Raw genomic sequence first — 25,000 nt, forward strand, 5'->3', positions numbered from 1 at the left:
CGCTGGCAGTGTCGCCACGGCCGGCGGCCGGCGGCACCGCGATGCGCGTCGCGTGCGACCGGCCGGGGCGATCGGAGCATTCCACGACACAGTCGACTGTCCGGCACGGGAGGCGACGCCGTGAGCGGATTCGAGCTGGACGTGTTCGACCGCGCGTTGGCGGGTGAGAAGTGTTGGGTCCGTGATGCGGACGGCGTGCGGCATCGCCTGCCGATGGCGCGGTGGCTGGGGCTGTCCGGCACAGATCGTCGTGCGGACCTCGCGCTGACGAGCCGCTGTGATGGGCCGACGGTCGATCTCGGCTGTGGGCCTGGCCGCTTGGTGGCGGCGCTACTTCAGCGCGGTGTGCTCGCGCTGGGAGTGGACATCTCCCCGACGGCGGTGGCCATCACCAGGTTTCGCGGTGCGCCCGCGCTGCGGCGGGATCTCTTCGGCCCGTTGCCCGGCGCGGGGCGCTGGGCCTACGCGCTGCTCGCCGACGGCAATATCGGGATCGGCGGCGACCCGGAGCGCATTCTCACGCGTACCGCGTCGCTGCTCAGGCCGGGCGGTATCGCCGTGGTCGAGTTCGGCCGTCCCGGTACAGGTTCGGCCATCCGGCAGCTCCGCGTCGAGTCGCGGACACACGTGGGCTGCTGGTTCCCCTGGGCCACGGTGAGCATCGACCATGCGGCGGATCTCGCGCGCGGCAGCGGGTTCCGGGTGATCGACACAGCGGAGGTGGGTGGCAGGCACATCGCGTGGTTGCGCAGCCGCCGGGCTTCCCGCACCGCGATGCCCGCACGATCGGTTCGCGCCGGGGCATCGGAGGTTGCGTGATGGGCCGGGTTCAGATCGCGTCGGCCTGCCGCATTCGAGCGGGCGGAGACGGCGGATCGTTCGATCGCCGCTGGGGCACACCGCTGGTTCGCCGTGGCGGCGTCGGCGCGGTGGGGATGCTCCGCCGTCCTGTTCATGACTGTTCGAGCAGCCGAGGCGGTGTCCGATGACTGTGCACGAATCCGTCGAGCGCACGGGCGGATCGGACGATCGGTGGTACCGGGTGTCCGGCGCCCGGGGCCCGGAGGTGGCCAGCCGGGTGGGCATCGCGCTCGGTGCGGCGATCCTGATCTGCTTCGTGACCGGTCTGCTGAGCCACTGGATTCAGCATCCGCCGAGCTGGTTCTGGTGGCCCGCGCATCCGGTGTGGTTGTACCGGTTGACCCAAGGGCTGCACGTCGTTTCGGGTGTCGCCGCGATTCCGCTGCTGCTGGTGAAACTGTGGGCCGTGTACCCGAAACTCTTCGAGCGCCCGGTGCTCGGATCGCCGCTGCGAATGCTGGAGCGCGGATCGATCGCACTGCTGGTCGGCGCGATGGTGTTCGAGCTGTCGACCGGACTGTTGAACATCGCGCAGTACTACCCGTGGAAGTTCTTCTTTCCCACCGCGCATTACGCGATGGCCTTTGTCGCGACAGGTGCGCTGGCGGTGCACCTCGCGGTGAAGCTGCCCGTGATCCGGGCGGCGTTGAGCCGTCCGATCGATGCGGAGCCCGCGGACCGCGAGGCTGCGGAAGGGGCGGGCGCGCGCCATGTTTCACGACGGACGGTGCTGACCGCCGCTTGGGTTTCCGCGGGCGCGGCGACCTTGGCGATGGCCGGTCAGACTGTTCCGTTCCTGCGCTGGGCCGCTGTGCTCGCACCGCGTAGCGGCGAAGGGCCGCAGGGACTTCCGGTCAACAGGACCGCCGCGGCCGCCGGTGTCGGCGCGCCGGCGCGGGCAGCGGACTATCGGCTGATCGTGCGGGTCGGTGACCGGCAGCGCGGCTTCACCAGAGACGAACTGCTGGCCATGCCGCAGACACGGGCCAGGTTGCCGATCGCCTGTGTCGAAGGCTGGAGTGCCACCGCCGACTGGTCCGGTGTGCGCCTGCGTGATCTGCTCGCCGCGGTGGGCCCGTATCCCGGTGGTGACGTACATTTCCGATCGCTGGAGACCAACGGCATCTATGCGAGTTCGACACTGCCGCAACGACATGTCGTCGACGCGGACACGCTGGTGGCGCTCGCGTTGAACGGCGCGACGCTCGACCTCGACCACGGCTACCCGTGCCGCCTCATCGCGCCCAGCAGGCCCGGCGTGCTGCAGACCAAATGGCTTTCGACGATCGAGGCCCGATCATGACCGCGATTCGGCTGTTGTTGCTGCTGGCGGGTGGCTGGCTCGGGTGGTACGGGATCACGTTGCTGCTCGACTTCCCCCGGGCGGACCTGATCTCGATCGTCCTGTGGGTCGCGGGTGGAATCCTGCTGCACGACGCGGTTTTCGCGCCGCTGTGCGCCGCGGTCGGCGTCTCTGCCCGCCGATTCCTGCCGGGCATCTGGTGGGGACCTGCCGCGTGCGGTGCGGTCGGCACGGTGGCGCTGCTGGCGCTCGCCGCGCCCGTGCTCGACCGCGGTCACGCCATGCCGGACAACCCCACGGTGCTGGACCGGAACTATCCCCTCGGCCTGGTGGCCGCGGTGGTACTGGTCTGGGTGCTGGTGGGTGCCGCCGGGGCGGCGAAATTCGTAGATCGGCGCCGTCGGCGCGACATCACCACCCAGAGGAGCACCCCATGACCACCTACGACGACCTGCGCGCCCTGTTCATCAACTGCACTTTGAAACGCTCGCCCGAGGTGAGCAACACCCAGGGCCTGATCGATATCAGTGCCCGCATCATGGCGAAGAACGGCGTGCAGGTCGCCCAGATCCGGGCGGTCGATCACGATATCGCCTTCGGCGTCTGGCCCGATATGACCGAGCACGGCTGGCCCACCGACGAATGGCCCGCACTGCAGCGGCAGGTGATGGATGCCGACATCCTGGTGCTGGCGGGCCCGATCTGGTTGGGCGACAACAGTTCCGTCACCAAACAGGTCATCGAGCGCCTCTACGCCAACTCATCGATCCTCAACGAGCACGGCCAGTACGCGTACTACGGCCGCGTGGGCGGCTGCCTCATCACCGGCAACGAGGACGGCGTCAAGCACTGCGCGATGAACATCCTCTACAGCCTGCAGCATCTCGGCTACACCATCCCGCCGCAGGCCGACGCGGGCTGGATCGGCGAAGCGGGTCCCGGCCCGTCCTATCTCGATCCCGGTTCCGGCGGCCCCGACAACGATTTCACCAACCGCAACACCACCTTCATGACCTGGAACCTGCTGCACCTGGCCCGAATGCTCAAAGACGCCAACGGCATCCCCGCCCACGGCAACCAGCGCTCGGAGTGGGACGCCGGCTGCCGCTTCGACTTCGAGAACCCCGAATACCGCTGATCGCCGTCGGACACGCAAGGGCCGGTGACGTAGACGCCACCGGCCCTTGCACTTTCGTACCGTCAGCCGCGGAACGGGTACCGCTGGTCGAGATCGAGGTTCAACTCGACCACGTTGACCCGTGGCTCGCCGAGGAAGCCCAGCGTGCGACCGTCGGTGTGCGCGTCCACCACCTGACGGACCTGATCCTCGGAGATGTTGCGCGCCTTGGCGACTCGGGCGATCTGCAGGTCCGCGTACCGCGGCGAGATATGCGGGTCCAGGCCACTGCCGCTGGCGGTCACCGCGTCGGAGGGCACCGGAGTGTCGACCGAAGCGTCGCCGAAGATCGGCACGATCCGGCCCGCCGCGTAGTCCTCGCCGGGCTGGGCGCACTCGACCTGGACGCCCTTGTAGGCGGACAGGAACGGCGTCGCCGGGCACGCCTCGTTGACGCTCACGACCCGGGTGGGATGGGCCACCTCGCCCCGGCCGTCGCGTGGCCCGATCACCGAGAGCACCGCGCCCACACCGGTCTTCGTGCAGAACGGCCGGGCGCCGTCGACCCCCTCACGGTCGGCGATCGCCTTGCTGCGGGCGCAGACGGTGGACAGCAGGCTCAGTTTGGTCTCGGCCGGATCGGCGGCGAGCGTGTCCACGATGCTTTCCGGACCCAGGTTGGACGCGGCGGTGGCCATCGGGTCGTACCCGGTGGTCCCGGCCGCGGACGGCCTGCTCTGGAAGTACTGCACCAGCGCGTTGCCGTCGGTGTCGGTGAACGACTGGCCGATCAGGCTGGAGCCGACGACGGTGCCGCCGGATTTCACCAGCGACCCGTCCGCCTTGTCGTGCAGGCCGGGTAGCTGAGCCACGGCGAAAACCACCAGGGGATAGGCGATTCCGGTGATCGCGGTGAGCACCAGCAGCGCGCGCAGTGCCGCCACGTGCTGCCGGATCCAAGTCGAAGTACGCATGTCAGGACATCCCGGGGAGGAGTTGGACGACGAGGTCGATGAGTTTGATGCCGATGAACGGCGCGATGATGCCGCCGAGGCCGTAGATCGTCAGGTTGCGGCTCAACAACTTCGACGCGTTGCTCGGCGTGTAGTTCACGCCGCGCAGCGAGAGCGGGATCAGCGCGACGATGACGATCGCGTTGAAGATCACCGCGGACAGGATCGCCGACTGCGGGCTGGCCAGCCGCATGATGTTGAGCTTGTCCAGGCCGGGAAACAGCGCGATGAACAGCGCGGGCAGGATCGCGAAGTACTTGGCGATGTCGTTGGCGATCGAGAAGGTGGTCAGCGCCCCGCGGGTGATGAGCAGCTGCTTGCCGATCTCGACGATCTCGATGAGCTTGGTCGGGTCCGAGTCCAGATCGACCATGTTGCCCGCTTCTTTGGCGGCCGAGGTGCCGGTGTTCATCGCGACGCCGACGTCGGCCTGGGCGAGCGCGGGCGCGTCGTTGGTGCCGTCGCCGGTCATCGCGACCAGCCGGCCGCCGTCCTGCTCCTTCTTGATCAACGCCAGCTTGTCCTCCGGCGTCGCCTCGGCGAGGAAGTCGTCGACCCCCGCTTCGTCGGCGATCGCCTTGGCGGTCAACGGATTGTCGCCGGTGATCATGACGGTGCGAATGCCCATCCGGCGCATCTCGTCGAACCGCTCGCGCATGCCCTGCTTGACGACGTCCTTGAGATGGATCACGCCGAGCAGCCGGGCGGTGCCGTCCTTCAGCTCGCCGACCACCAGCGGGGTGCCGCCGGAGGCGGAGACACCGTCCACGGTCACGCCGACGTCGGTGGGCACGACGCCGCCCTGGGCGCGCACCCATTCGATCACCGCGCTCGCGGCGCCCTTGCGCAGCTGGTGCCCGCCGGTGAGGTCGACACCCGACATCCGGGTCTGCGCGGTGAATTCCACCCAGGTGGCGCCTTTCAGCTCACCCGGCGTGCGCTCGCGCTTGCCGAACGCCTGCTTCGCGTACACGACGATGGAACGGCCCTCGGGGGTTTCGTCGGCGAGGCTGGACAGTTGCGCCGCGTCGGCCAGTTCGTCGGCCGAAATACCAGGCATCGGAACGAAATCCGAGGCTTGCCGATTGCCGAGGGTGATGGTGCCGGTCTTGTCCAGCAGCAGCGTGTTCACATCGCCTGCGGCCTCGACCGCGCGGCCGGACATGGCGAGCACGTTGCGCTGGACGAGCCGGTCCATGCCCGCGATGCCGATGGCGGACAGCAGCGCGCCGATGGTGGTCGGAATGAGGCATACCAGCAACGAGACCAGCACGATGCCGGTGATGCCGTTGACGTCCAGCGCCGCCGTGTCCGGCACGCCGGGATTGTTCGCCTTCGAGAAGATCGCCAGCGGCTGCAAGGTCACCACCGCGAACACGAAGATGACGGTGAGCGAGGCGAGCAGGATGTTCAGCGCGATCTCGTTCGGCGTCTTCTGCCTGCTCGCGCCCTCGACCAGGGCGATCATCTTGTCGATGAAGCTCTTGCCGGGCTCCTGGGTGATCTTGACGACGATCCGGTCGGACAGCACCGTGGTGCCGCCGGTGACCGCCGAACGGTCGCCACCGGATTCCCGGATGACCGGCGCGGATTCGCCGGTGATCGCCGATTCGTCCACCGAGGCGATGCCTTCCACGACATCACCGTCGCCGGGGACGACCTGACCGGCCTCGACCACCACGTGGTCGCCGCGCTGCAACTCCGGCGCCGCGACGCCTTCCTCGACGATCGGGCCACCCGGTGTCCAGTCGACCAGTCGCCGGGCCACGGTGTCGGTCTTGGCCTTTCGCAACGTGTCGGCCTGGGCCTTGCCGCGCCCTTCGGCGACCGCTTCGGCCAGATTCGCGAAAATCACGGTGAGCCAGAGCCATACGACGATCGTCCAGGCGAAGAAACTGGGGTCGGTGATCGCCAGCACGGTGGACCAGACGGCGCCGAGCTCGACGATGAACATCACCGGATTGCGCCACATGGTGCGCGGATCGAGCTTGCGCACCGCGTCCGGCAGAGAGGTCAGCAGCATCTTCGGGTCGAGCGCGCCGCGCGGCACCCGGCCGGCGTTGTGCTCGAGTTGCTTCTTCGACTCGTTGAACTCGTCCGGAACTTCGGCGACTGCAGTAGTGGGCGTTGTCATTTCAGTGAATTCCTTCAGCGAGCGGCCCGAGCGCGAGTGCGGGCAGGAAGGTGAGCGCGACCAGGATCACGGTCACGCCGACGACCATGCCGACGAACTGCGGCCGGTGCGTCGGCAGCGTGCCGATCGACTCGGGTGTGCTGCCCTGCTGGGCCAGCGAACCGGCCAGCGCGAGCACGAAGATGATGGGCAGGAACCGGCCGAAGACCATCGCCAGGCCGAGCGCGGTGTTGTACCACTCGGTGTTGCCGGACAGACCGGCGAAGGCCGAACCGTTGTTGTTGGCCGCGGACGTGAAGGCGTACAGCACTTCCGAGAGCCCGTGCGGTCCGGAGTTCAGCATGCTCGCGCGTTGTCCGGGCATGGCCATCGCAAGGGCGGTGCCCACCAGCACGATCAACGGGCTCACCAGGAAATACGAAGCGGCGAGCTTGATCTCGCGCGGCGTGATCTTCTTGCCGAGGTACTCCGGTGTCCGCCCGACCATCAGGCCCGCGACGAAAACGGTGATCACCGCGAGGATCAGCATGCCGTAGAGCCCGGAACCCGTTCCGCCCGGTGCTACTTCGCCGAGCTGCATGTTGAACATCGTCATCATGCCGCCGAGGCTGGTGTAGGAGTCGTGGAACGAGTCGACCGCGCCGGTCGAGGTGAGCGTCGTCGCGGAGGCGAAGGTCGCGGAATCGGCTACGCCGAAACGGGTTTCGACGCCCTCCAGGGACGCGCCGATCGCGGTGGGCACGGTGCCGTGGTGCGCGAGCTGGAAGACGTTCTGCAACACCGTGCTGACCAGCGCGATGGTGCCCATCACAGCGACGATGGCGTAGCCCTGCTTCTTGCTGCCGACCATCCGGCCGAAGGTGCGCGGCAGCGAGAAGCTGATCATCAGGATCAGGAAGATCTCCACCCAGTTGGTCCAGGTGGTCGGGTTCTCGAACGGATGCGAGGAGTTGGCGTTGTAGAAGCCGCCGCCGTTGGTGCCGAGTTCCTTGATCACCTCCTGGCTGGCCACCGGGCCGCCGGGAATGGTCTGCGCGGTGCCGTTCAGCGTCTGCGCGACCTGATCGTGCAGGTGGAAGTTCTGGATCGCGCCGCCGGCGACCAGCACGACGGCGAACACGAACGCGATCGGCAGCAGGATGCGCAGGGTGCCACGGACCAGATCGACCCAGAAGTTGCCCAGGTCGCCGGTGTGCCTGCGGGCGAAGCCGCGCACCAGCGCGACCGCGACGGCCATGCCGACGGCGGCGGAGACGAAGTTCTGCACCGCGAGCCCGGCCATCTGCACCAGGTGACCCTGGGTCGACTCACCGGAGTAGTTCTGCCAGTTCGTGTTCGTCACGAAGCTGACCGCGGTGTTCCAGGCCAGCGCCGGCGTCATCTCGGTGGCCGGGTCGTTCAGGTGCAGCGGCAGCTTGCCCTGCAGCAACTGGAAGAAGAAAAGGAAGAGGATGCCCACCGCGGAGAAGGCCAGCACGCTACGGGCGTAGACGCCCCAGGTCTGCTCCACCTCGGGTTGCACCCCGATGGCCTTGTAGACGACCCGTTCCGCACGGGAGTGTTTGCGCCCGTTGTAGACCCGGAACATGTAGTCGCCGAGCGGCACATGCACCAGGGCGAGCGCGATGATCAGGGAGGCGACGAACGCGATCCCCGCTGTTGTCGTGTTCACCTAGAACCTCTCGGGGAAAAGCAGTGCGGCGATCATGTAGATCGCCACCGCGATGGCGAGAACCAAACCGATCAGGTTCGCGATCACAGCTTTTCCACCCCCCGCTGGATCAGGCCCAGCAGCGCGAAGATCGCCACGGTCAGCACCGTGAACACCACGACAGACATGTCTAACCAACCTCCATCAGCGCTCGTGTGGTCGAGCGCACCAGGGCGAGTCAAGTCTTCGTTCCGGGTCCTGCCGAGGTTCCTTACGACTCCTTTGCGGGTGGAACCATTGCCTTTGCGCTTCGTTTACACCTCGGCCCGGGATCAGTGAAAGGATGCCGTCAAAAGCCGCCGCGATACCGTCAACACACCGTAAAGATCCAGCTCAACCGCGCGGGTGCGGGTAGTAATGGAAGGCCCGGCCAGGCGGATCTCTCCAGCGCAACCGGTTGTTTCGATCGGTCGGAGAAAGGATCGTCATGTCGGCTGTCACCGTGGCCCTGCTCGTCGGGTTCGTGTGCTGCGCGCTGCTCATTCGCGCGCTCCGGAGCCAGGGCGACGAAATGGACGTCGCCGGGGACGGCGAGCGGGTCAAGAGCCTGCACGGCGCGGAGCCGGGGCCGCTGGATGCGTGAGAATCGGGCGCAGCACGCCGACCCGTCCGAGGGGTACTCGGTTCCGGGATCGCGGCACGCGATGATGGACAGGTGAAACGCGGCCAACTGCGCATCTACCTCGGCGCCGCGCCGGGAGTCGGTAAGACCTACGCCATGCTCGGCGAGGCCCACCGGCGGCTCGAGCGCGGCCGCGACGTGGTGGCGGCGGTGGTCGAGACGCACGGCCGGGCCAAGACCGCGGCCTTGCTCGAGGGCATCGAACGGATCCCGGCGCGGACGGTGCGCTATCGCGGCGCCGAACTGCCGGAACTCGATGTCGAGGCGGTGCTGCGGCGGCGTCCCACGGTGGCGCTGGTCGACGAGCTCGCGCACACCAACGCGCCGGGCAGCAAGCACGAAAAGCGTTGGCAGGACGTCGAAGAACTGCTGGACGCGGGCATCGACGTGATCTCGACGGTCAATGTGCAGCACCTGGAGAGTCTCAACGACGTGGTCGAGCAGATCACCGGGATCCAGCAGAAGGAAACCGTGCCGGACGCGGTGGTGCGCGGCGCCGATCAGGTCGAACTGGTCGATCTCACGCCGGAAGCGTTGCGGCGCAGGCTCTCCCACGGCAACGTGTACGCCGCCGACAAAGTGGACGCCGCGCTGCGCAACTACTTCCGCCCCGGAAACCTCACCGCGCTGCGGGAATTGGCGCTGCTGTGGCTGGCCGATCAGGTCGACGCCGCTTTGGCCAAGTATCGGGCGGACCACAAGATCACCGAACTCTGGGAGGCGCGCGAGCGCGTGGTCGTCGCGGTGACCGGCGGCCCCGAATCCGAGACCGTGGTGCGCCGGGCGAGCCGCATCGCGAGCAAGGCCAGCGCGGAACTCGTTCTGGTGCACGTGGTTCGGGGCGACGGACTGGCGGGGGTGTCCACCGCGCGGCTGGCGCGGCTGCGGGAACTGGCCGCGAGTCTGGACGCCTCGCTGCACACGGTCACCGGTGACGACGTGCCGACCGCACTGCTGGAGTTCGCGCGCGAGGTGAACGCGACACAGCTGGTGCTCGGCACCTCGCGCCGGTCCCGGTGGGCGCGGATGCTCGACGAGGGCATCGGCTCCACGGTGGTGCAGCAGTCGGGCAAGATCGACGTGCACATGGTCACCCACGAGGAGGCGCACCGCGGTCTGCGCCGGTCCTCGTTCATGCCGCGCCAGCCGATCCGGGCCTGGCTGGCGGCGGTGCTCGTGCCGATGGCGGTATGCGGGATCGGCATCGTGTTCCTGGACGGTTTCCTGCAACTCGGCGGGCTCAGCGCGGTGTTCTTCATCGGCGTCGTCGCGGTCGCGCTGCTGGGTGGCGTTGTGCCCGCGGCCTTTTCGGCGCTGCTGTCCGGCCTGCTGCTGAACTGGTTCTTCGCCGACCCGCGCTACAGCCTGACCATCTCCGAGCCGGACAACTTCGTCACCGTGGTGGTGCTGCTGTTCGTCGCGGTGGCGGTGGCGGCGCTGGTCGACGTGGCCGCCAAACAGACGTTGCAGGCGCGGCGCGCCTCGCAGGAAGCCGAGCTGCTGACGATGTTCGCCGGTGCCGTGCTGCACGGCGCGGACCTGCCCAACCTGCTGGAGCAGGTGCGCGAGACCTACGGGCAGCGGGCGGTGAGCATGCTGTGCGGCGAACAGGTGGTCGCCGAGGTGGGGGCGGACCCGCCGCAGCGTGCGACGGATGCCGACACCGCCATCCAGGCGGGCGACGCGACGAGCCTGCTCTTGCTCGCCGGACGGCCGCTGGCCGCGGGTGACCGCCCGGTGCTCAACGCCGTGGCCAATCAGGCGGCCGGGCTGGTGCGCCAGTCCCGGCTCGCGGAGGAGGCGAGCGCCGCGGCGGCCCTGCTCGAGGCGGACCGTCTGCGCCGCGCGCTGCTGTCCGCGGTGAGCCACGATCTGCGCACGCCGCTGGCCGGGGCTAAAGCGGCCGTCTCCAGCCTGCGCAGCGACGATATCGAGTTCTCCGCGGAAGACACCGGCGAACTGCTGGAGACCATCGAGGAATCGGTGGACCAGCTGACCGCGCTGGTCGGCAATCTGCTGGATTCCTCCCGGCTCGCCGTGGGCGTGGTGAAACCGCAACTGCGGCAGGTGTACATGGACGAGGTGGTGCACCGGGCGCTGGTGAGCGTCGGGATGGGTGCGCGTGGCTTGCGACGCGCCGCGATGGATCGGGTGAAGGTGGAGGTCTGCGACGTGTCCGTGCGCGCCGACAGCGGGTTGCTCGAGCGCGTGGTGGCCAACCTGATCGACAACGCGCTGCGCCACGCCACCCGCGACATGGCCTTCACCCAACCCGGCGGTGCCGGCGACTACCATCCCCCGCCGGTACGCGTCACCGCGGAACGCGAGGGTGATCGGGTGTCCATCGCGGTGGTGGACACCGGCCCCGGCGTCCCGCCGGGTGCCGAAGAGCAACTGTTCGAACCGTTCCAGCGGCTCGGCGACCGGGACAACACCACCGGGGTCGGCCTCGGCCTGTCGGTGGTGCGCGGTTTCGTCGAAGCGATGGGCGGCACCGTGCACGCCGAACCGACCCCGGGCGGAGGATTGACCATGATCGTCGATCTGCCCGCCGCAGCGAACGAAGCGAGCAGCTCATGACGACAGTGGAGTCCACGACCACACAGGAAGTCGCGATGACCGAGAAGAAGCAGGACGCCCCGGCGGTCAAGGTGCTGGTGGTCGACGACGAACCACAGATCGTGCGCGCGTTGCGGATCAACCTGTCGGTGCGCGGCTACGAGGTGATCACCGCGGGCACCGGCGGCGCCGCGTTGCGCGCGGCCGCCGACAAACATCCCGATGTGGTGATCCTCGACCTCGGGCTGCCCGATATCGACGGCATCGAGGTACTCGCCGGGTTGCGCGGCTGGACCTCGGCGCCGGTGATCGTGCTCTCGGCGCGCACCGATTCGGCGGACAAGGTCGAGGCGCTCGACGCGGGCGCCGACGACTACGTCACCAAGCCGTTCGGGATGGACGAGCTGCTCGCCCGGTTGCGCGCCGCGGTCCGGCGCGGCGCCACCGATACCGACGCGTCCGATCCGGTGGTGGTGACCTCGTCGTTCACCGTCGACCTCGCGGCCAAGAAGGTCACCAAGAACGACGAGACGGTGCACCTGACCCCGACCGAGTGGGGCATGCTCGAGATGCTGGTCCGCAACCGCGGCAAGCTGGTCGGGCGCAAAGAGCTGCTGCGCGAGGTGTGGGGTCCGTCGTATGCGACGGAGACGCACTATCTGCGGGTGTACCTGGCCCAGCTGCGGCGCAAGCTCGAGGACGACCCCTCGCACCCCAAACATCTGCTCACCGAAGCGGGCATGGGCTACCGCTTCCAGGAGTGACGGTGCCGCGCGCGTCCTGATCCGCCGCGCGGGGCTTCGCCGGCGGTGCGACGCGCGAATTCGGGTGCGGCGGAGAGCTTGCGCACGATGCGGAATGGGCGACCGACCAGTCGGCGTTGGCAGGCGTGAGTTGATTCCGACAAAGAATGGCAGGATCGGACCCATGGCTGAACCAACCGCTACCTCCGCGAGCACCGCAGCACAACCGACCGAACTCTGGGTCGAACGCACGGGGACGCGGGCGTACACCGGCCGTAGCTCGCGCGGCGCCGAAGTGCTGATCGCCTCGCAGGGCGTGCCCGGCGCCTTCACCCCCGGCGAGCTGCTGAAGATCGCGCTGGCCGGCTGCTCCGGGCTGAGCGCCGACTTCTCCCTGGCGCGCAAACTCGGCGATTCCTTCGACGCGACCATTCGCGTCTCGGGCGACGCGGACCGGGAGAACGAGGTGTACCCGCAGCTGGACGAGTCCTTCGAACTCGATCTCAGCGAACTGGACGAGCAGGCGCGCGAGCGGTTGCTGGTGACGGTGCAGCGCGCCATCGACAAGGCCTGCACGGTGGGCCGCACCCTGCAGGCCGGGACGAAGGTGACCCTGTCCTTCGACATCGAGGCCTGATGGGGGAGGCACTCGAATCCGTCCGGCTGAGCGCGTGGGTGCACGGCCGCGTCCAGGGCGTGGGATTTCGCTGGTGGACGCGGTCGCGGGCGCTGGAGCTCGGGCTGAGCGGGCACGCGACCAACGCGCGCGACGGGCGGGTGCACGTGGTCGCGGAGGGCCCGCGCCCGGACTGTGCGCGGTTGCTCGAACTGTTACGGTCCGGCGATACTCCTGGTCGGGTGACGTTGGTTGTGGAAAGCTGGGAGCCCGCGCGGGGTGATTTGACCGGATTCGAGGAGCGTTAGTGGTGGCTCGGGCTAGGACGGGGACTCGACAGTGAGCACACAGAATCCGGGTGAGGACCGTTCCGGCGCCGGGCCGAACGAGGCCGGGGGTACACCGCCGCAACCGTCGAATCCCGTTCAGCCGCCGTCGAATCCCGGCCAGTCGTGGCACTCCGAGCCGCCGTCGAATGCCGGCCCGCCGAGTGCCGGGCAGCAGTGGAGCGCCGAGCCGCCCGCGGGCGCGATCCCCGGGCAGTTCGGTGCATCGCCGCCGGCCGAACCCGGCGCCGGAGATCCAGCGCAACCCGCACGGCAAGGCAGTGTGCAGCGGCAAGAAGCCGGCGTCACGCAGCCCCGACCGCCCACCGTCGCCGAGGCGCGCGCCAGTGACAAGGCGCGCAAGCGGGCCGAAGCGGCGCAGCGCGCCGCGGCCGCCGCCGAAGATGCCAAGAAGCGCGGCCGCAAACGGGTGATGATCGGCGGCGCCGCGATCGTCGGCGTCGCCGCGCTGGTCGGCGGTGGCTACCTCGCCTACCGCGCGATCACCGCGCCGGACAAGGTCACGGCGTCCTGCGTGAAGACCGAGAACGGCCAGGAAATCGTGGTCGAGGACAGCTACTGCGGCGACGGACGTCCCGGCTTCGTCGGCGACGGTGGACCGCACGTCAGCCCCGGCCTGATCATCCTCGGCGGCGGTCCGCAGTACCGCTACTACTACGGCGGCACCCCGACGATCGGCAAGCCGCCGACCGGCGGCACCACGGTCAAGCCCAAGAGCGCCGAGATAAAGACCAAGAGCGGCACCACCGTGCAGCGCGGCGGGCTCGGCAGCAAGAGCACAGGCAGCGGGTCCTGATGCGGCGCGTACGCAGTACACCCCGCCCGGGGTGGCAGCAGATCACCGAAAGCCAAGGGCTGGTTTATGGTTCGCCGGGCCGCGACGCCAGCGGTCAGCCGCGGCCGTACTGGGACGAATCGGTGCACTACGAGTTCGAGATGCCGGAGATCCTCGCGCTGGAAGCCGATGTCGAACTGCTGCACTCGATGTGCCTGAACGCGGTGGAGCACATCGTGCTCACCGAACGGTTCAAGGATTTCGGCCTGCCCGAATGGACCTGGGGACCGATCGCCGAATCCTGGCGGCGCAGTGACCCGCACGTGTACGGCCGCTTCGATCTGCGCTACGACGCGCGCCGCCCCGCGAAACTGCTCGAATACAACGCCGATACGCCGACCTCGCTGCTGGAGGCGGCGATCGTGCAGTGGCACTGGCTGACCGCGCTGTACCCCGACGGTGATCAGTGGAATTCGTTGCACGAGAAGCTGGTCGAACGCTGGACCGAGCTGCGGGACACGCTGCCGACCGCGCAGCTGCACTTCAGCTGGTCGGGTGCCGACGCCACCGGCGAGGACAACGTCACCACCGCCTACATGCAGGAGACGGCGGCCGAGGCCGGGTTCGACACCATCGCGCTGCCCATCGAAGAGGTCGGATTCGACACGGAGCTGGAACGTTTCGTCGATCTGGCCGAGGCGCCGATCGAAGCGATCTTCAAGCTGTACCCGTGGGAGTGGGCGCTCGACGACGATTTCGGCAAGCGCGTGGTCACGAGCCTGCCACAGACGATGTGGATCGAGCCGCTCTGGAAGACGTTGCTGAGCAACAAAGCGATCCTCGCGGTGCTGTGGGAGATGTACCCCGGTCACCCGAACCTGTTGCCCGCCTACCTCGATCAGCCCAACGAGCTCACCGAGTACATCCGCAAGCCGAAGCTCGGCCGCGAGGGCGCCAACATGACGATCGTCGGCGCCGGGCTGGAGACCGCCACCGGCGGTGTCTACGGCGAAGAAGGCTACGTCTACCAATTACTCGATCCGCTACCGGAATTCGACGACATGCGCCCCGTGCTCGGCGCCTGGATCGTCGGCGACACCGCGGCGGGCCTGGGCATCCGGGAGACCGCCGGATTGATCACCGACGACGGCTCCGCCTTCGTCCCGCACCGCATCGTCAGCTCGTAGCCAATTCACCTGGTAGTCAATACACCTCGGAAGGATCATGATGACCGCAGTCGCCCTCGAATCGGGGTACTGGAGCTCGCTCGGCGAGGGTGTCGGAGCGATCATCCTCTACGCCCTCATCGGTCTGGTACTGATGCTCGTCGGCTTCTACGCCATCGACCTGACCACGCCGGGCAAGCTGCGCGCGCTGGTCGTCGAGGGCAAGCCCAACGCGATCATCGTCACCGCCGCGGGCATGATCAGCATGGCGTTCATCGTGGTGCTCGCCATCCTGGCCGTGGGCGGCGGCGGCAAGCTGTCCGAGGGGCTCATCGCCGCCCTGGTGTTCGGCCTCGTCGGCATTGTCGCGCAGGTCATCTCGGTGCGGGTGATCGAGAAGGCGCTGGGCATCGACATCGGCGCCGCTCTGCACTCCGAGACCTACACCACCGAGGTCCTCGTCGTGGCCGCCGCGCACTTCGCGCTCGGCCTGGTCGTCGCCTTCGCCATCCTCTGATTCGGCCGCGCGGTCCTTACCCGGTCGGCCGGTCGGCCGGTCGGCGGGTGCCAGGCCGAGGGTGTGGCTGAGGTCGCGCAGGCATTCCTCGTAGACCGGCTCGAGGTCCGAGTACGCGAAGTCGAGCTGGTGCAGGACCTCCATGCACAGCAGGCCGTAGAGGCGAATCCAACAGGACAAGAAGACGTGTGCGGCGGCGGGCGGTAGCTGTTCGCCGATGCTCGCCGAGTAGTCGATCAGCTGCTCGCGTAAGGACGCGGGCAGCTCGGCCAGGTCCGGAACCGGGAACGGGCGGGTCTGCCAGAGTTCGATCGTCAGGTCACGCAGCACGCGTTCGAAGCGCTGCCCGGCCCGATGGCGTGCGGAATCGGGTTGCCGGTTCGGTGGCGCGATCGGCGCGGTGAAGATCCAGCCGAACTCGGCCGGGTGCGTGATCGCCCAGGCGCGCATGGCGCGGCAGACCGCGAGGATGCGCTCGCCGACCGGCGCGTGCGCACGAGCGTCGCGCACCGCTTCCATCGCGGCGGCCAATTCGTCGAAGAAATCCGCGGTCACCGCGCCGACCAGGGCGTCGTGGCCGGCGTAGTAGTGGTAGAGCGCCGGTCCGCTCATGCCGACCTGCCGTGCCACCGCGTTGACGGTGACCGCGGCCGATCCCTGCTCGACCAGCAGTGTGCGCACCGCCTCGTGGACTTCCCGCAAGGTGGCCTCGCGTTGCCGTTCGCGCCTGCCGCCGCTCTGTGTCGACATCCTCACCCTTCTGCTGATCTGCCGTGCCCGTTGACAGCTTAGAGCATCTATGGTGTCTTAATGGCTCTAAATAATTTAGAACCTCTAGGGAGTGGGCATGGAACGTTGGCGTTGGGTGCCGGTGGTCGCACTGATCGTGACGGCGGTGTGGTGGCGGCAGTCAAGAGCGGCGCGGTTGCGCGACGGGTCGGTTCCGCTGCGTCAGGCGCGGCGATGAAGGCGCTCGTGGTGGGCGGCGGGATCGGCGGGCTGGCCGCCGCGGTGGCGTTCCATCGACGCGGCTGGCAGGTGGAGGTGCTCGAACGTGCGCCGGAAATCACCGAAATCGGTGCGGGACTGTCGATTCAGCCGAACGGGTTGCGTGCCCTGGACGCGCTCGGCCTCGGGGATCTGTTGCGTACCGGCGGTCCGGCCGGTCCGCCGCAGGGTATTCGAAACATCCATGGCGACTGGCTGATTCGCAATGACACCGAAGAACTCGAACGACGCTTCGGAGCGTGGGCGATCGTGCACCGCGCCGCGCTGGTGGACATCCTGCGTGCGGCCATCCCCGCGGCGGCGCTGCGCCCCGGCAGCACCGTGCGGCAAGTGATCCCCGACGGCACAGTCCATTACGACGGAGGCACCACCACCGCTGATCTCGTGATCGGCGGCGATGGCGTGCACAGCGTGACCCGAAGATCGGTCTGGCCGCGTGCCGCGGGACCGCGCTACGTCGGCTACACCACCTGGCGGCTGCTCACGGCAGGAGGCTCCGTTGAGGGCAGCGTCGAAATATGGGGCAAGGGTGAGCGATTCGGTTACCTGCCGATGCCTGACGGCCGGGTCTACTGCTATCTGATGGGGAATGCCCCCGCCGGCTCCCGCGCGGGGCTCGATGAACTGCGTGCGCGGTTCGCGGACTGGCCGGACCCGGTGCCGGGCCTGCTCGCGGCGGCACACCCGGACGCCGTTCTGCAACACGACACCTACGAGCTGCCGAAGCTGCGCAGCTACGTCAGCGGGAAAGTCGCGGTGCTCGGGGACGCCGCGCATGCCATGGCGCCCAACCTCGGGCAGGGTGCCTGTCAGGCGCTGGAGGACGCTGTCACCCTCGCAGCAGCGGTGGACGCCCACGGGGTCGAGGCGGGGCTGGCGGAATACGACCGCCGCCGCAGGCCCCGCACCCAGATGATCGCTCAGCTCTCGCGCCGGGTCGGGGCGCCCGCGCACTGGAACTCTTCGCTGGCGACCGCGTTGCGGGACACCGCGCTTCCCCTCCTGCCCAGCTCGCTGCTGGGCCGATCGATCACGCCCACCTATTCATGGACGCCCTGATCCGCTGGAACAGTTTCACTCGAAAGGCTGGCGCGATGCCACTTCCTCGAATCGTCATCGCCGTGGTGGCGGTGATCACGATGCTCAGTGCCGTACTCGCCGATCTGATCATACCGGACTTGGCCGCACAGCACGCGTTCAACCCGAACTGGCCGCCGCACGCGAAGTTTCACGACGCCCAGTACATGGTGATGACGGTGCTGCTCGGCCTCGCCGGGTTGGTCCTGGCCCTGCGACCGGGTCGGGATGCGCGACGCGGGACCCTGTGTGCCGCAGCGGTGGTGGCCATCCCGTGGCTCGGGATGGCCGGTGCGCTGCTGTTTCCCGGTACCGCCACCTATGATCCCGAGTTCGCCGGGCGAACGGTTTTCGTGCTCGGCATGCACGGACAGATCTTCATGGCGCTGATCCTGCTCACCGCTCTGTTCGGCGCGACCGCGGCGGTGTGGCGGACGGCGGGTCGCTGACCTCGCGTAGGGTTCCGGGGCGCGGGCGTGTCCCGATCAGCGCGACAGCCGTTGCGGCACAGGAGATCACCACGCTGGTCCAGACCGCTGCGTTCGGTGTGCCGGTCCAGGTGATCGCGATGCCCGCGACCGCGGGTCCGGCGGCCGCACCGATGTTGAAGGTGGCGGTGGCGAACGCGCCGCTCAACCGGGGAGCCGTCGGCGTCGCCGCGCTGACGATCAAGCCGATCAAGGTGGACCCGACCGCGAAAGATACCGCGCCGCAGACGGTGGCCATGAGCAACAGGGCCGGTAGATACGTTGCCGTCAAAGCGGTTGTCGCCCAAGCGAATATCAGGGCAGCAGAGCCGATCGTGACGAGGGGAGTGGCGTAGCGATCGGCGTAGCGTCCGCCGAGGCTGACGCCGAGGAAGGAACCGAGGCCGAACAGTGCCAAAATCACCGGCACCCAACCTTTTCCGGCACCACCGACCTCGGTGGTCAGTACAGCCAGATAGGTGAAGGAGGCGAACGTCGCGGCGTTGACCAGTGCTCCCGCGACCAGCACCACCCGTACCGGCCGTTCGGTGATCGCTTGCCATTCCCGCCGGATCACCCCGCCTTCGGCGGTCGTGACTCGGTCGATCGGCACGCGCACGAGTCCCCAAAGCGCCACCAGCGCAGGAACACCGGCCGCCACGACCGCCCAGAACGCGGCGCGCCAGCCCCACGTCTGGCCGAGGAACGCGCCCGCCGGGACGCCCACGATGCACGCCAGCGTCACCCCGGACAGGATGATCGCCGTCGCTCGGCCCACCCGCGCCGCGCCCACCAGGGCCGGCAACGACGCCAGCGCCACGGACAGGAACCCCGCGTAAGCCATCGCCGCCACCCATCGAGTAGCAAGCAGCACAACGAAATTCGAGGTCAGCGCGCCGACCGCGTGAGCGCCGATGAACAACGCCAGGAACCCGGTCAGCGCGGAGCGCACCGGCCACCGACCCGCGGTCATCGCCATCAGCGGCGCCCCCACGATCATCCCGACCGCGAACAGCGACGTCAGCGCCCCCGCCGCCCCGAGCGACACCCCGACATCCTGCGCTATGGGCTCCAACAAGCCCGACAACATGAACTCCGATGTCCCCTGCGCGAACACAGCGACACCCATAACCCACACCAGAATTGGCACTACAAGACTCCCGGACTCGTTCGACACCGAGCCGCCCACCACTGAAAACTAAGGCGGCAGAGCAGATTCCACCCACAAACGGGCAGCACTCAACGCCGCACAACCAGGTCCCGATCAACGCCACCTGATCACACGACAGGCGGCTAACGTCTAGAAGCCTCCGGAGAAGTCACACGCGCACCCTAACAACCCCGCCCGCCGCCTCTCCACCGATTTTGTGGCGCCGTTGGTTGTCGGACCTGTGGCCTAATCTTCAGGCGCGTTTGCTCGATCTGCCTGTTAAGGAAATCCTTGAATTCTGTCCCTGGGGGAGGTACCGTCGTGGACGAGTGGGAGATCTTCATCACCGATGAGGTAGAGCAGTTCCTCGACGATTTGTGGAAGAACGACCGCCAAACGCACCGATTGGTGAACCAGGCGATCCTGCTGCTGGAGAGAGCCGGGCCCGCGCAGGGGCGTCCGCTTGTCGACTGCATCGCAGGGTCACGGATCGCCAACATGAAGGAGCTGCGACCTGGCTCTGCAGGGAGTAGTGAGATCCGAATATTGTTCGTCTTCGATCCGTGGCGGTCGGCCATTCTGCTGGTCGCCGGGGACAAGGCGGGAGCGTGGCAGCGGTGGTATCGGGACGCGATACCGCGCGCCGAAAAGCTTTACGACGCTTACTTGATCGAGCGACGCGAGGAGTTGCACCGATGACCACTCATCGACGCTGGCGCGACACCGGCCATCTCGACCGTGCGGTCGAGACGGCCGGCGGGCCCGAGGAATTCGAGGCCGGTGTCGAGCAGCTGCAGGACCAGGCGCGCGGCTGGCGACTGGCCGAACTGCGCAAGCACCGAGGGCTCAGCCAAAAGCGAGTGGCGGAGCAGATGGGTGTGTCCGTGGCACGCGTCTCGCAGATCGAAAAGGGTGAGGTCGCCACGCGGGAGGTGTTGGACCGCTACGTATCCGCGTTGGGCGGCGTGCTGAAGCTCGTCGCCGACTTCGGCGACGAGCAGCTGCGGGTGGGTTGAGATTCAGTGGCCGCGGGCTATCCAGTCGGCGAGGGCGGGTTTTTCGGTGCCGATGGTGGTGGCGTCGCCGTGGCCGGTGTGCACGGTGGTTTCGTCGGGGAGGGTGAGTAGGCGGTCGCGGATGGAATCGATGATGGTGTCGAAGTCGGAGTAGGAGCGGCCGGTGGCGCCGGGGCCGCCGGAGAAGAGGGTGTCGCCGGTGAAGAGGGCGGCCGCCGCCGGAACGTGCAGGGAGACCGAGCCGGGGGAGTGGCCGGGGGTGTGCAGGATGTCGATGTCGATGTCGGCCACCGTGATTCGCGGGGTATCGGCCAGCGAACGGTAGTCGACGTCGGGGTGGGTCATCCGCCACAGCGGCTCGTCGCCGGGATGCAGCAGGATCGGCGCGTCCAGGCGGGCGCTCAATTCCGGTGCGACAGTGACGTGGTCGTTGTGGCCGTGGGTGCAGAGAATGGCGACGACGTTGCGTCCGCCGACAGCCGCGGCGATCGCGTCCGCGTCGTGCGCGGCATCGACGACCAGCACGTCCCGGTCGTCGCCGATGAGCCAGACATTGTTGTCGACGTCCCAGGTGCCGCCGTCGAGGGAGAAGGTGCCGGAGGTGACCACGCGCTCGATCACCGGACCACCACCGAACGCAGCACGTCGCCCGCATGCATCGCGGTGAACGCCTGCTCCACCTGATCGAGCGAGATCCGTTCGCTGACAAAGCGTTCCAGCGGCAGCCGGCCCTGCAGGTGCAGGTCGATCAGGGTCGGGAAGTCGCGCTCGGGCAGGCAGTCGCCGTACCAGGAGGATTTCAGCGCGCCGCCGCGGGAGAACAGATCGATCAGCGGCATCTCGATGGTCATCTCGGGGGTGGGGACGCCGACGAGGACGACGGTGCCCGCCAGGTCGCGCGCGTAGAACGCCTGTTTCCAGGTTTCCGGCCGTCCCACCGCCTCGATGACGACGTCGGCACCGAACTCGTCGGTGTACTCCTGGATCTTCGCGACCACGTCCTCGCTGCTCGCATCGATGGTGTGGGTGGCGCCGAAGTCCTTGGCCCAGGTGAGCTTTCGTGGATCGCGATCGACCGCGATGATGGTCTTCGCGCCGGCCAGCCGGGCGCCCGCGATGGCCGCGTCGCCGACACCGCCGCAGCCGAGCACCGCGACGGTATCGCCGCGCGAGACGTTGCCGGTGTTCATCGCCGCGCCGATGCCTGCCATCACGCCGCAGCCGAGCAGTCCGGCCACCGCCGGATCGGCGGCGGGATCGACCCTGGTGCACTGTCCTTCGTGCACGAGCGTCTTGTCGATGAACGCGCCGATGCCCAGGGCCGGGCTCAACTCGGTGCCGTCGGTGAGCGTCATCTTCTTGCCGGCGTTGTTGCTGGCGAAGCAGTACCAGGGACGGCCGCGGCGACAAGCCCGGCATTCGCCGCAGACGGCGCGCCAGTTGAGGACCACGAAATCGCCGGGCTGCACGTGGGTGACCGCGTCGCCGACCGTCTCCACGATGCCCGCGGCCTCGTGGCCGAGCAGGAACGGGAACTCGTCGTTGATGCCGCCCTCGCGATAGTGCAGGTCGGTGTGGCAGACGCCGCAGGCCTGCACGCGCACGACCACATCGTGCGGTCCGGGATCCGGAATCACCACGTCCACGACCTCGACCGGCGCGCCTTTGCTACGGGCGATGACACCGCGCACGGTTTCCGACACCTATGCCTCCTGGGAGTTTTCGTGGACGCGGACCGTCCGGCCGCGAGTTGACCTTTCGTCCATACTGCCGCGCCCGCGATTCGGACACCAGCGGCGGACCGGCCGGGGTTGACATTCCACTATGGAAGGCGCATGATCGAGTCATATTCCACTATGGAGGGTGGAATCGCCGACAAGGACTGCTCATGGACATCTCGACCGGAACGCGCGCCTCGAACGCCGAACGCGACAAGGTGGTCCGGCTGCTCGCCAGGCACCTCGAAGACGGGCGGATCGACCTCGCCGAATACGACCAGCGCACCGCCCAGGTGTACGCGACGACCACCACCGACGACCTGCAACTCGTGCTGTCCGACCTGCCTGAGCTCGCGAAAGAGACTGCCGGGCAAGCAGGCTCACGCATTCCGATCTGGCAGAAGATCGAGGGCACCAGCTGGCTCGGGGTGAGCGTGCTCGTCCTGTTCATCTGGGCCGCGATCTCGCTCAGCGTCGGCGAATTCACCTACCCCTGGCCGATCTGGGTGATCGTCCCGTGGGGCGCGGTCCTCGTCTTCCGCATGCTCACCGGATTCGAATCCGGGAAATACCCCCGCCGCACCCACTAGCTGATCGAAGTCGGCCGACCCCGGCGCTGCCCTTGACGGGTGCCTGGCTCGGTCAGGCGTACAGGGCGCTGGATCGTGCTCCTGCTCCGCGGATGGTCGGCACCGAAAAGGAGTTCGTGCCGTGGACTGTCACGCAGGGGCGACACCACTGTCTGGCCGGCGCGGCTCGGTCCCGGCGATGCAGCACGGCGATGTGCATGCGATGGTGCGGTTCGGCAGAACGCGGGTGAAAGGGCTTAGGGCTGAGGGGGTCTCGTGCCGTATGAGGTGGTCCGGCGCGGGGCTTCGGTGGAATTCGGTGGCGCGACATACCGGCGTCGACGGGAAGGGGCCCGGTACTCGTCCGCTTGCTGCTCGGGCCACGGTTCGGACGCCTCGTTGCGCTGCCTGCCGGGGCGTTCGCTCCACACCGGCGCTGGGCCCCGCCCCAGCGCTTCCGCGCCCGGGGGTGGTCGTCGCGTCGAAAGGGGTTCACGCCGTGGCACTTCGGGGCGGTACGGTGCGTGCCGCGGTTCCTCGTACCGATCAGCGGCGTCCTGCTGATAGTCCGGCTCCGCATACGAAGGCCAAGCACCGGCGGCCTGCCCGTGCCCCTGCGCATCCTCGTACGGCTCACCGACATCCTGCCCATACCCCTGCGCTTGCCGAGCCCAATCGCGACCGGACTCCTGCGGCCGACCACGCGCCCGCCACCGCGGCTCCTCGTACACCACGCTTTCCGGCTCCACCTCCCACACCGACCGCGCCGCAGCAGGCTCGCCCCCACGACCACGCGACCGACGCGCTGAAACCTCGCTCTCCCATGCCGATTGGGCCGTCCCAGGCTCATGGCCTCGGTCGCGCGCTGTCCACGCGGCCGGCTCGCCCTCCCACTCTGCGCGACTCGGAAGTGGCTCCGCCCCGTGGCCATGTGACCGTCCCACGCTATGTTCGGCTTCCCAGGCCGATGCCGCCGCGGCCGCTTGCTCGGCGGGATTGCGCGACCGACGCGCCGATGCCTCTGGCTCCCACGCTGATTGAGTCGACGTGGGTTGATAGCCTCGGTCGCGCGCTGTCCACGCGGCCGGTTCGCCGTCCCCGGCCGGTGCCGGTTCGTCGGAGTGGCGGTGTGAGCGTCGGGCCGAAACCTCGCTCTCCCATGCCGATTGGGCCGACCTGGGCGCATAGCCTCGGTCGCGTGCGGTCAACCCTGCCGATTCGGCCTCCCGCGCTGCGCGACTCGGAGGCGACTCCGCCACGTGGCCATGTGACCGCCGCGCACGGGGTTCGGCTTCCCAGCCAGACTGGGAGGCTTCGTCAGACCGGTTGTACCACTGCCGCCCGGCTGGTTCGCTTTCCCGCGCTGCCCGGGTGGAGGCGGGTTCCGTGCTTGTGCGGGACCGCCGCGCCGGTGGTTCCGATGGCTCCTCGACCTCGTCGGTGCGATTGCGGGACTTGCGGGGTGGGGGTTCGGGGGTGCGTTGGGGCCAGTGGGGGGCGGGGTCGGGTCGGCGTTCGGGTGGGACGAGGCGGGGGAGGCCGGGGACGAGCAGGGGGATCTCCCTGGTGTCCTGGGTGGCGCTGACGCCCTTCTCCCGGTAGGTCGCCGGGATGTCGTGGGCGCGTAGCCAGGCGCCGGGGTCGTGCCGACCGTGCCGATCCAGCTGGGGCACAACATCTTCGAGCAGGTCGAGGATTTCTCCTGCGGGATCGCCGAGGGCGTCGCGGATCGCTGGGAAGGTGTCGGGGTGGAAGATCCACATCCACTCGTACGCGGGATAGGTGCCACCGCGGTCGTGCCCGTGGAAGATGAGATCGCCGGAGCGCCCGAGCTTGGCGCGCATCGACCATCCCTCGGATTCGACCAGGAACTCGGGGGTTTCGCTGCGCTCGTCCCGCACCTCGTCTCGGTCGGCACCGGATCTACCCGGTTTCCACCAACTCTCGGACCCGAGGCCGGACGCTTTGCGCCCGGCGGCGCGAATCCGGGCGGCGACCGATTCGCCGGTGGGCACTCGATCCTCGCGCCGAGTTTCCCGGTGCCCCATACGAGTTGCCGCCCGCTCCGCCCGGTCCTCCGCATACTCCGAGCGAATCCCGCTGGCGCCCCGGCGAACCGAAGCGTGCGCGCTCCGCGCCGCGACCGGTTCCGCCGGAATGTCCGCCTCGTCACCGAGGTACTCGCGGAAATCCGTCAGCTTGATCTCGAACCACGCCAGCCCGATCCCGACGGCCAAGAACAGCCCCGCGCCCGCGACCTCGAGCCACCGATCGGCGAGCACCGCGCTCTTGCTGTACTCGCACGCGTAGAGAAACAGCAGGCTGCCGAGCACCAGAGCCGCGATTCGGGCAAGCCGGAACGCCGTTCTGGTCCCGGTTCGAGCTGGCATCGGCGTGGCGCTCCAAATATTCCCGCTGGCGGATCGACTGGATCGTATGCGGCGTCGTCGCCGCGCGGCAGAGCGTCCGGCAAGTCGGTCCGTCTTTTGGTGTAAAGGTCGCGTCGAGGTC

General features: G+C 68.3%; 25 protein-coding genes and 1 pseudogene. 18 read left to right on the forward strand and 8 right to left on the reverse strand.

Annotation, left to right across the window (positions count from 1 at the left end; translation table 11 throughout):
- Window positions 1-120: 120 nt before the first annotated feature.
- The 4 genes from NVU01S_RS16440 (at window position 121) to NVU01S_RS16455 (ending at window position 3,302) form a co-directional block, all read left to right on the forward strand.
- Window positions 121-819, forward strand: coding sequence for a methyltransferase domain-containing protein (locus tag NVU01S_RS16440; protein ID WP_043676520.1), 699 nt, complete (start codon window positions 121-123; stop codon window positions 817-819).
- A gap of 166 nt (window positions 820-985) precedes the next feature.
- Window positions 986-2,164: a molybdopterin-dependent oxidoreductase gene (locus tag NVU01S_RS16445; protein WP_043676522.1), complete on the forward strand. Its 1,179-nt coding sequence runs from the start codon at window positions 986-988 to the stop codon at window positions 2,162-2,164.
- The gene (locus NVU01S_RS16450) at window positions 2,161-2,601 is read left to right on the forward strand and encodes a hypothetical protein (RefSeq protein ID WP_043676524.1); all 441 of its coding nucleotides are present in this window, start codon (window positions 2,161-2,163) and stop codon (window positions 2,599-2,601) included. The genes NVU01S_RS16445 and NVU01S_RS16450 overlap by 4 nt, the downstream gene beginning before the upstream one ends.
- Window positions 2,598-3,302, forward strand: a complete 705-nt coding sequence (locus NVU01S_RS16455; RefSeq protein ID WP_043676526.1) for a flavodoxin family protein — start codon at window positions 2,598-2,600, stop codon at window positions 3,300-3,302. The genes NVU01S_RS16450 and NVU01S_RS16455 overlap by 4 nt, the downstream gene beginning before the upstream one ends.
- Before the next feature lie 62 nt (window positions 3,303-3,364).
- Here the strand turns inward: NVU01S_RS16455 and NVU01S_RS16460 are convergent, their stop codons facing one another.
- The 4 genes from NVU01S_RS16460 to NVU01S_RS45460 are packed head-to-tail and all read right to left on the reverse strand — an operon-like array spanning window position 3,365 to window position 8,187.
- Window positions 3,365-4,255, reverse strand: coding sequence for a potassium-transporting ATPase subunit C (locus tag NVU01S_RS16460; protein ID WP_043676528.1), 891 nt, complete (start codon window positions 4,253-4,255; stop codon window positions 3,365-3,367).
- Between the two features lies 1 nt (window position 4,256).
- Entirely contained in the window at window positions 4,257-6,428 is a 2,172-nt protein-coding gene (kdpB, locus tag NVU01S_RS16465) for a potassium-transporting ATPase subunit KdpB (protein ID WP_043676530.1), read from the reverse strand.
- 1 nt (window position 6,429) lies between these two features.
- Window positions 6,430-8,100: a potassium-transporting ATPase subunit KdpA gene (gene kdpA / locus NVU01S_RS16470; RefSeq protein ID WP_043676532.1), complete on the reverse strand. Its 1,671-nt coding sequence runs from the start codon at window positions 8,098-8,100 to the stop codon at window positions 6,430-6,432.
- A complete protein-coding gene (locus NVU01S_RS45460) occupies window positions 8,101-8,187 on the reverse strand; it encodes a potassium-transporting ATPase subunit F (RefSeq protein ID WP_226887541.1) in 87 nt (28 codons plus the stop codon).
- Window positions 8,188-8,566: 379 nt separating this feature from the next.
- Between NVU01S_RS45460 and NVU01S_RS43395 the strand changes: the two genes are divergently transcribed.
- The 8 genes from NVU01S_RS43395 to NVU01S_RS42485 all read left to right on the forward strand — a co-directional run bounded on the left by NVU01S_RS43395 (window position 8,567) and on the right by NVU01S_RS42485 (window position 15,484).
- Entirely contained in the window at window positions 8,567-8,722 is a 156-nt protein-coding gene (locus tag NVU01S_RS43395; protein ID WP_156161769.1) for a hypothetical protein, read from the forward strand.
- A 72-nt stretch (window positions 8,723-8,794) separates the two neighbouring features.
- Complete coding sequence (locus NVU01S_RS16475) at window positions 8,795-11,341, forward strand: ATP-binding protein (protein WP_043676534.1); 2,547 nt, start codon at window positions 8,795-8,797, stop codon at window positions 11,339-11,341.
- 35 nt (window positions 11,342-11,376) lie between these two features.
- On the forward strand, window positions 11,377-12,084 hold the full coding sequence (locus NVU01S_RS16480; protein WP_029893027.1) for a response regulator: 708 nt from the start codon (window positions 11,377-11,379) through the stop codon (window positions 12,082-12,084).
- Window positions 12,085-12,247: 163 nt separating this feature from the next.
- Window positions 12,248-12,700 carry an OsmC family protein gene (locus NVU01S_RS16485; protein ID WP_014987079.1) on the forward strand — a complete coding sequence of 151 codons (453 nt, stop codon included), beginning with the start codon at window positions 12,248-12,250 and terminating at the stop codon, window positions 12,698-12,700.
- Window positions 12,700-12,987, forward strand: a complete 288-nt coding sequence (locus NVU01S_RS16490) for an acylphosphatase (RefSeq protein WP_043676536.1) — start codon at window positions 12,700-12,702, stop codon at window positions 12,985-12,987. Before NVU01S_RS16485 ends, NVU01S_RS16490 begins: the two co-directional genes overlap by 1 nt.
- A gap of 31 nt (window positions 12,988-13,018) precedes the next feature.
- The gene (locus NVU01S_RS16495) at window positions 13,019-13,822 is read left to right on the forward strand and encodes a hypothetical protein (protein ID WP_052280990.1); all 804 of its coding nucleotides are present in this window, start codon (window positions 13,019-13,021) and stop codon (window positions 13,820-13,822) included.
- Complete coding sequence (locus NVU01S_RS16500; protein WP_014987076.1) at window positions 13,822-14,988, forward strand: glutathionylspermidine synthase family protein; 1,167 nt, start codon at window positions 13,822-13,824, stop codon at window positions 14,986-14,988. The genes NVU01S_RS16495 and NVU01S_RS16500 overlap by 1 nt, the downstream gene beginning before the upstream one ends.
- 40 nt (window positions 14,989-15,028) lie before the next feature.
- A complete protein-coding gene (locus tag NVU01S_RS42485; RefSeq protein ID WP_082032247.1) occupies window positions 15,029-15,484 on the forward strand; it encodes a DUF350 domain-containing protein in 456 nt (151 codons plus the stop codon).
- A gap of 81 nt (window positions 15,485-15,565) precedes the next feature.
- Here the strand turns inward: NVU01S_RS42485 and NVU01S_RS16505 are convergent.
- Window positions 15,566-16,234, reverse strand: a pseudogene (locus NVU01S_RS16505) (TetR/AcrR family transcriptional regulator); the annotation flags it as partial.
- 213 nt (window positions 16,235-16,447) lie between these two features.
- Between NVU01S_RS16505 and NVU01S_RS16510 the strand changes: the two are divergent.
- Complete coding sequence (locus NVU01S_RS16510; protein ID WP_043676538.1) at window positions 16,448-17,551, forward strand: FAD-dependent monooxygenase; 1,104 nt, start codon at window positions 16,448-16,450, stop codon at window positions 17,549-17,551.
- 35 nt (window positions 17,552-17,586) lie between these two features.
- A complete protein-coding gene (locus NVU01S_RS16515) occupies window positions 17,587-18,018 on the forward strand; it encodes a DUF6640 family protein (protein ID WP_043676612.1) in 432 nt (143 codons plus the stop codon).
- Here NVU01S_RS16515 and NVU01S_RS16520 read toward each other — a convergent pair.
- Entirely contained in the window at window positions 17,966-19,228 is a 1,263-nt protein-coding gene (locus NVU01S_RS16520; RefSeq protein WP_307682327.1) for a Cmx/CmrA family chloramphenicol efflux MFS transporter, read from the reverse strand. The two genes, NVU01S_RS16515 and NVU01S_RS16520, sit on opposite strands and share 53 nt — an antisense overlap.
- A gap of 279 nt (window positions 19,229-19,507) precedes the next feature.
- Between NVU01S_RS16520 and NVU01S_RS16525 the strand changes: the two genes are divergently transcribed.
- Window positions 19,508-19,885 (forward strand): type II toxin-antitoxin system RelE/ParE family toxin, encoded by a 378-nt coding sequence (locus tag NVU01S_RS16525; protein WP_043676543.1) that lies wholly within the window; start codon window positions 19,508-19,510, stop codon window positions 19,883-19,885.
- Window positions 19,882-20,202, forward strand: coding sequence for a helix-turn-helix domain-containing protein (locus NVU01S_RS16530; RefSeq protein WP_043676545.1), 321 nt, complete (start codon window positions 19,882-19,884; stop codon window positions 20,200-20,202). The genes NVU01S_RS16525 and NVU01S_RS16530 overlap by 4 nt, the downstream gene beginning before the upstream one ends.
- A 3-nt stretch (window positions 20,203-20,205) precedes the next feature.
- On the opposite strand, the gene NVU01S_RS16535 is transcribed toward NVU01S_RS16530, so the two are convergent.
- On the reverse strand, window positions 20,206-20,823 hold the full coding sequence (locus NVU01S_RS16535) for an MBL fold metallo-hydrolase (RefSeq protein ID WP_043676547.1): 618 nt from the start codon (window positions 20,821-20,823) through the stop codon (window positions 20,206-20,208).
- On the reverse strand, window positions 20,820-21,905 hold the full coding sequence (locus tag NVU01S_RS16540) for an S-(hydroxymethyl)mycothiol dehydrogenase (protein WP_043676549.1): 1,086 nt from the start codon (window positions 21,903-21,905) through the stop codon (window positions 20,820-20,822). The genes NVU01S_RS16535 and NVU01S_RS16540 overlap by 4 nt, the downstream gene beginning before the upstream one ends.
- A gap of 185 nt (window positions 21,906-22,090) precedes the next feature.
- Here NVU01S_RS16540 and NVU01S_RS16545 point away from each other — a divergent pair, with 185 nt between their 5' ends.
- Window positions 22,091-22,510 carry a DUF1707 SHOCT-like domain-containing protein gene (locus NVU01S_RS16545; protein ID WP_043676551.1) on the forward strand — a complete coding sequence of 140 codons (420 nt, stop codon included), beginning with the start codon at window positions 22,091-22,093 and terminating at the stop codon, window positions 22,508-22,510.
- Between the two features lie 1,622 nt (window positions 22,511-24,132).
- Complete coding sequence (locus tag NVU01S_RS43400) at window positions 24,133-24,984, forward strand: hypothetical protein (RefSeq protein WP_043676553.1); 852 nt, start codon at window positions 24,133-24,135, stop codon at window positions 24,982-24,984.
- Window positions 24,985-25,000 lie beyond the last annotated feature (16 nt).

This window comes from Nocardia vulneris (genome assembly GCF_001613425.1).
Taxonomy (GTDB): domain Bacteria; phylum Actinomycetota; class Actinomycetes; order Mycobacteriales; family Mycobacteriaceae; genus Nocardia; species Nocardia vulneris.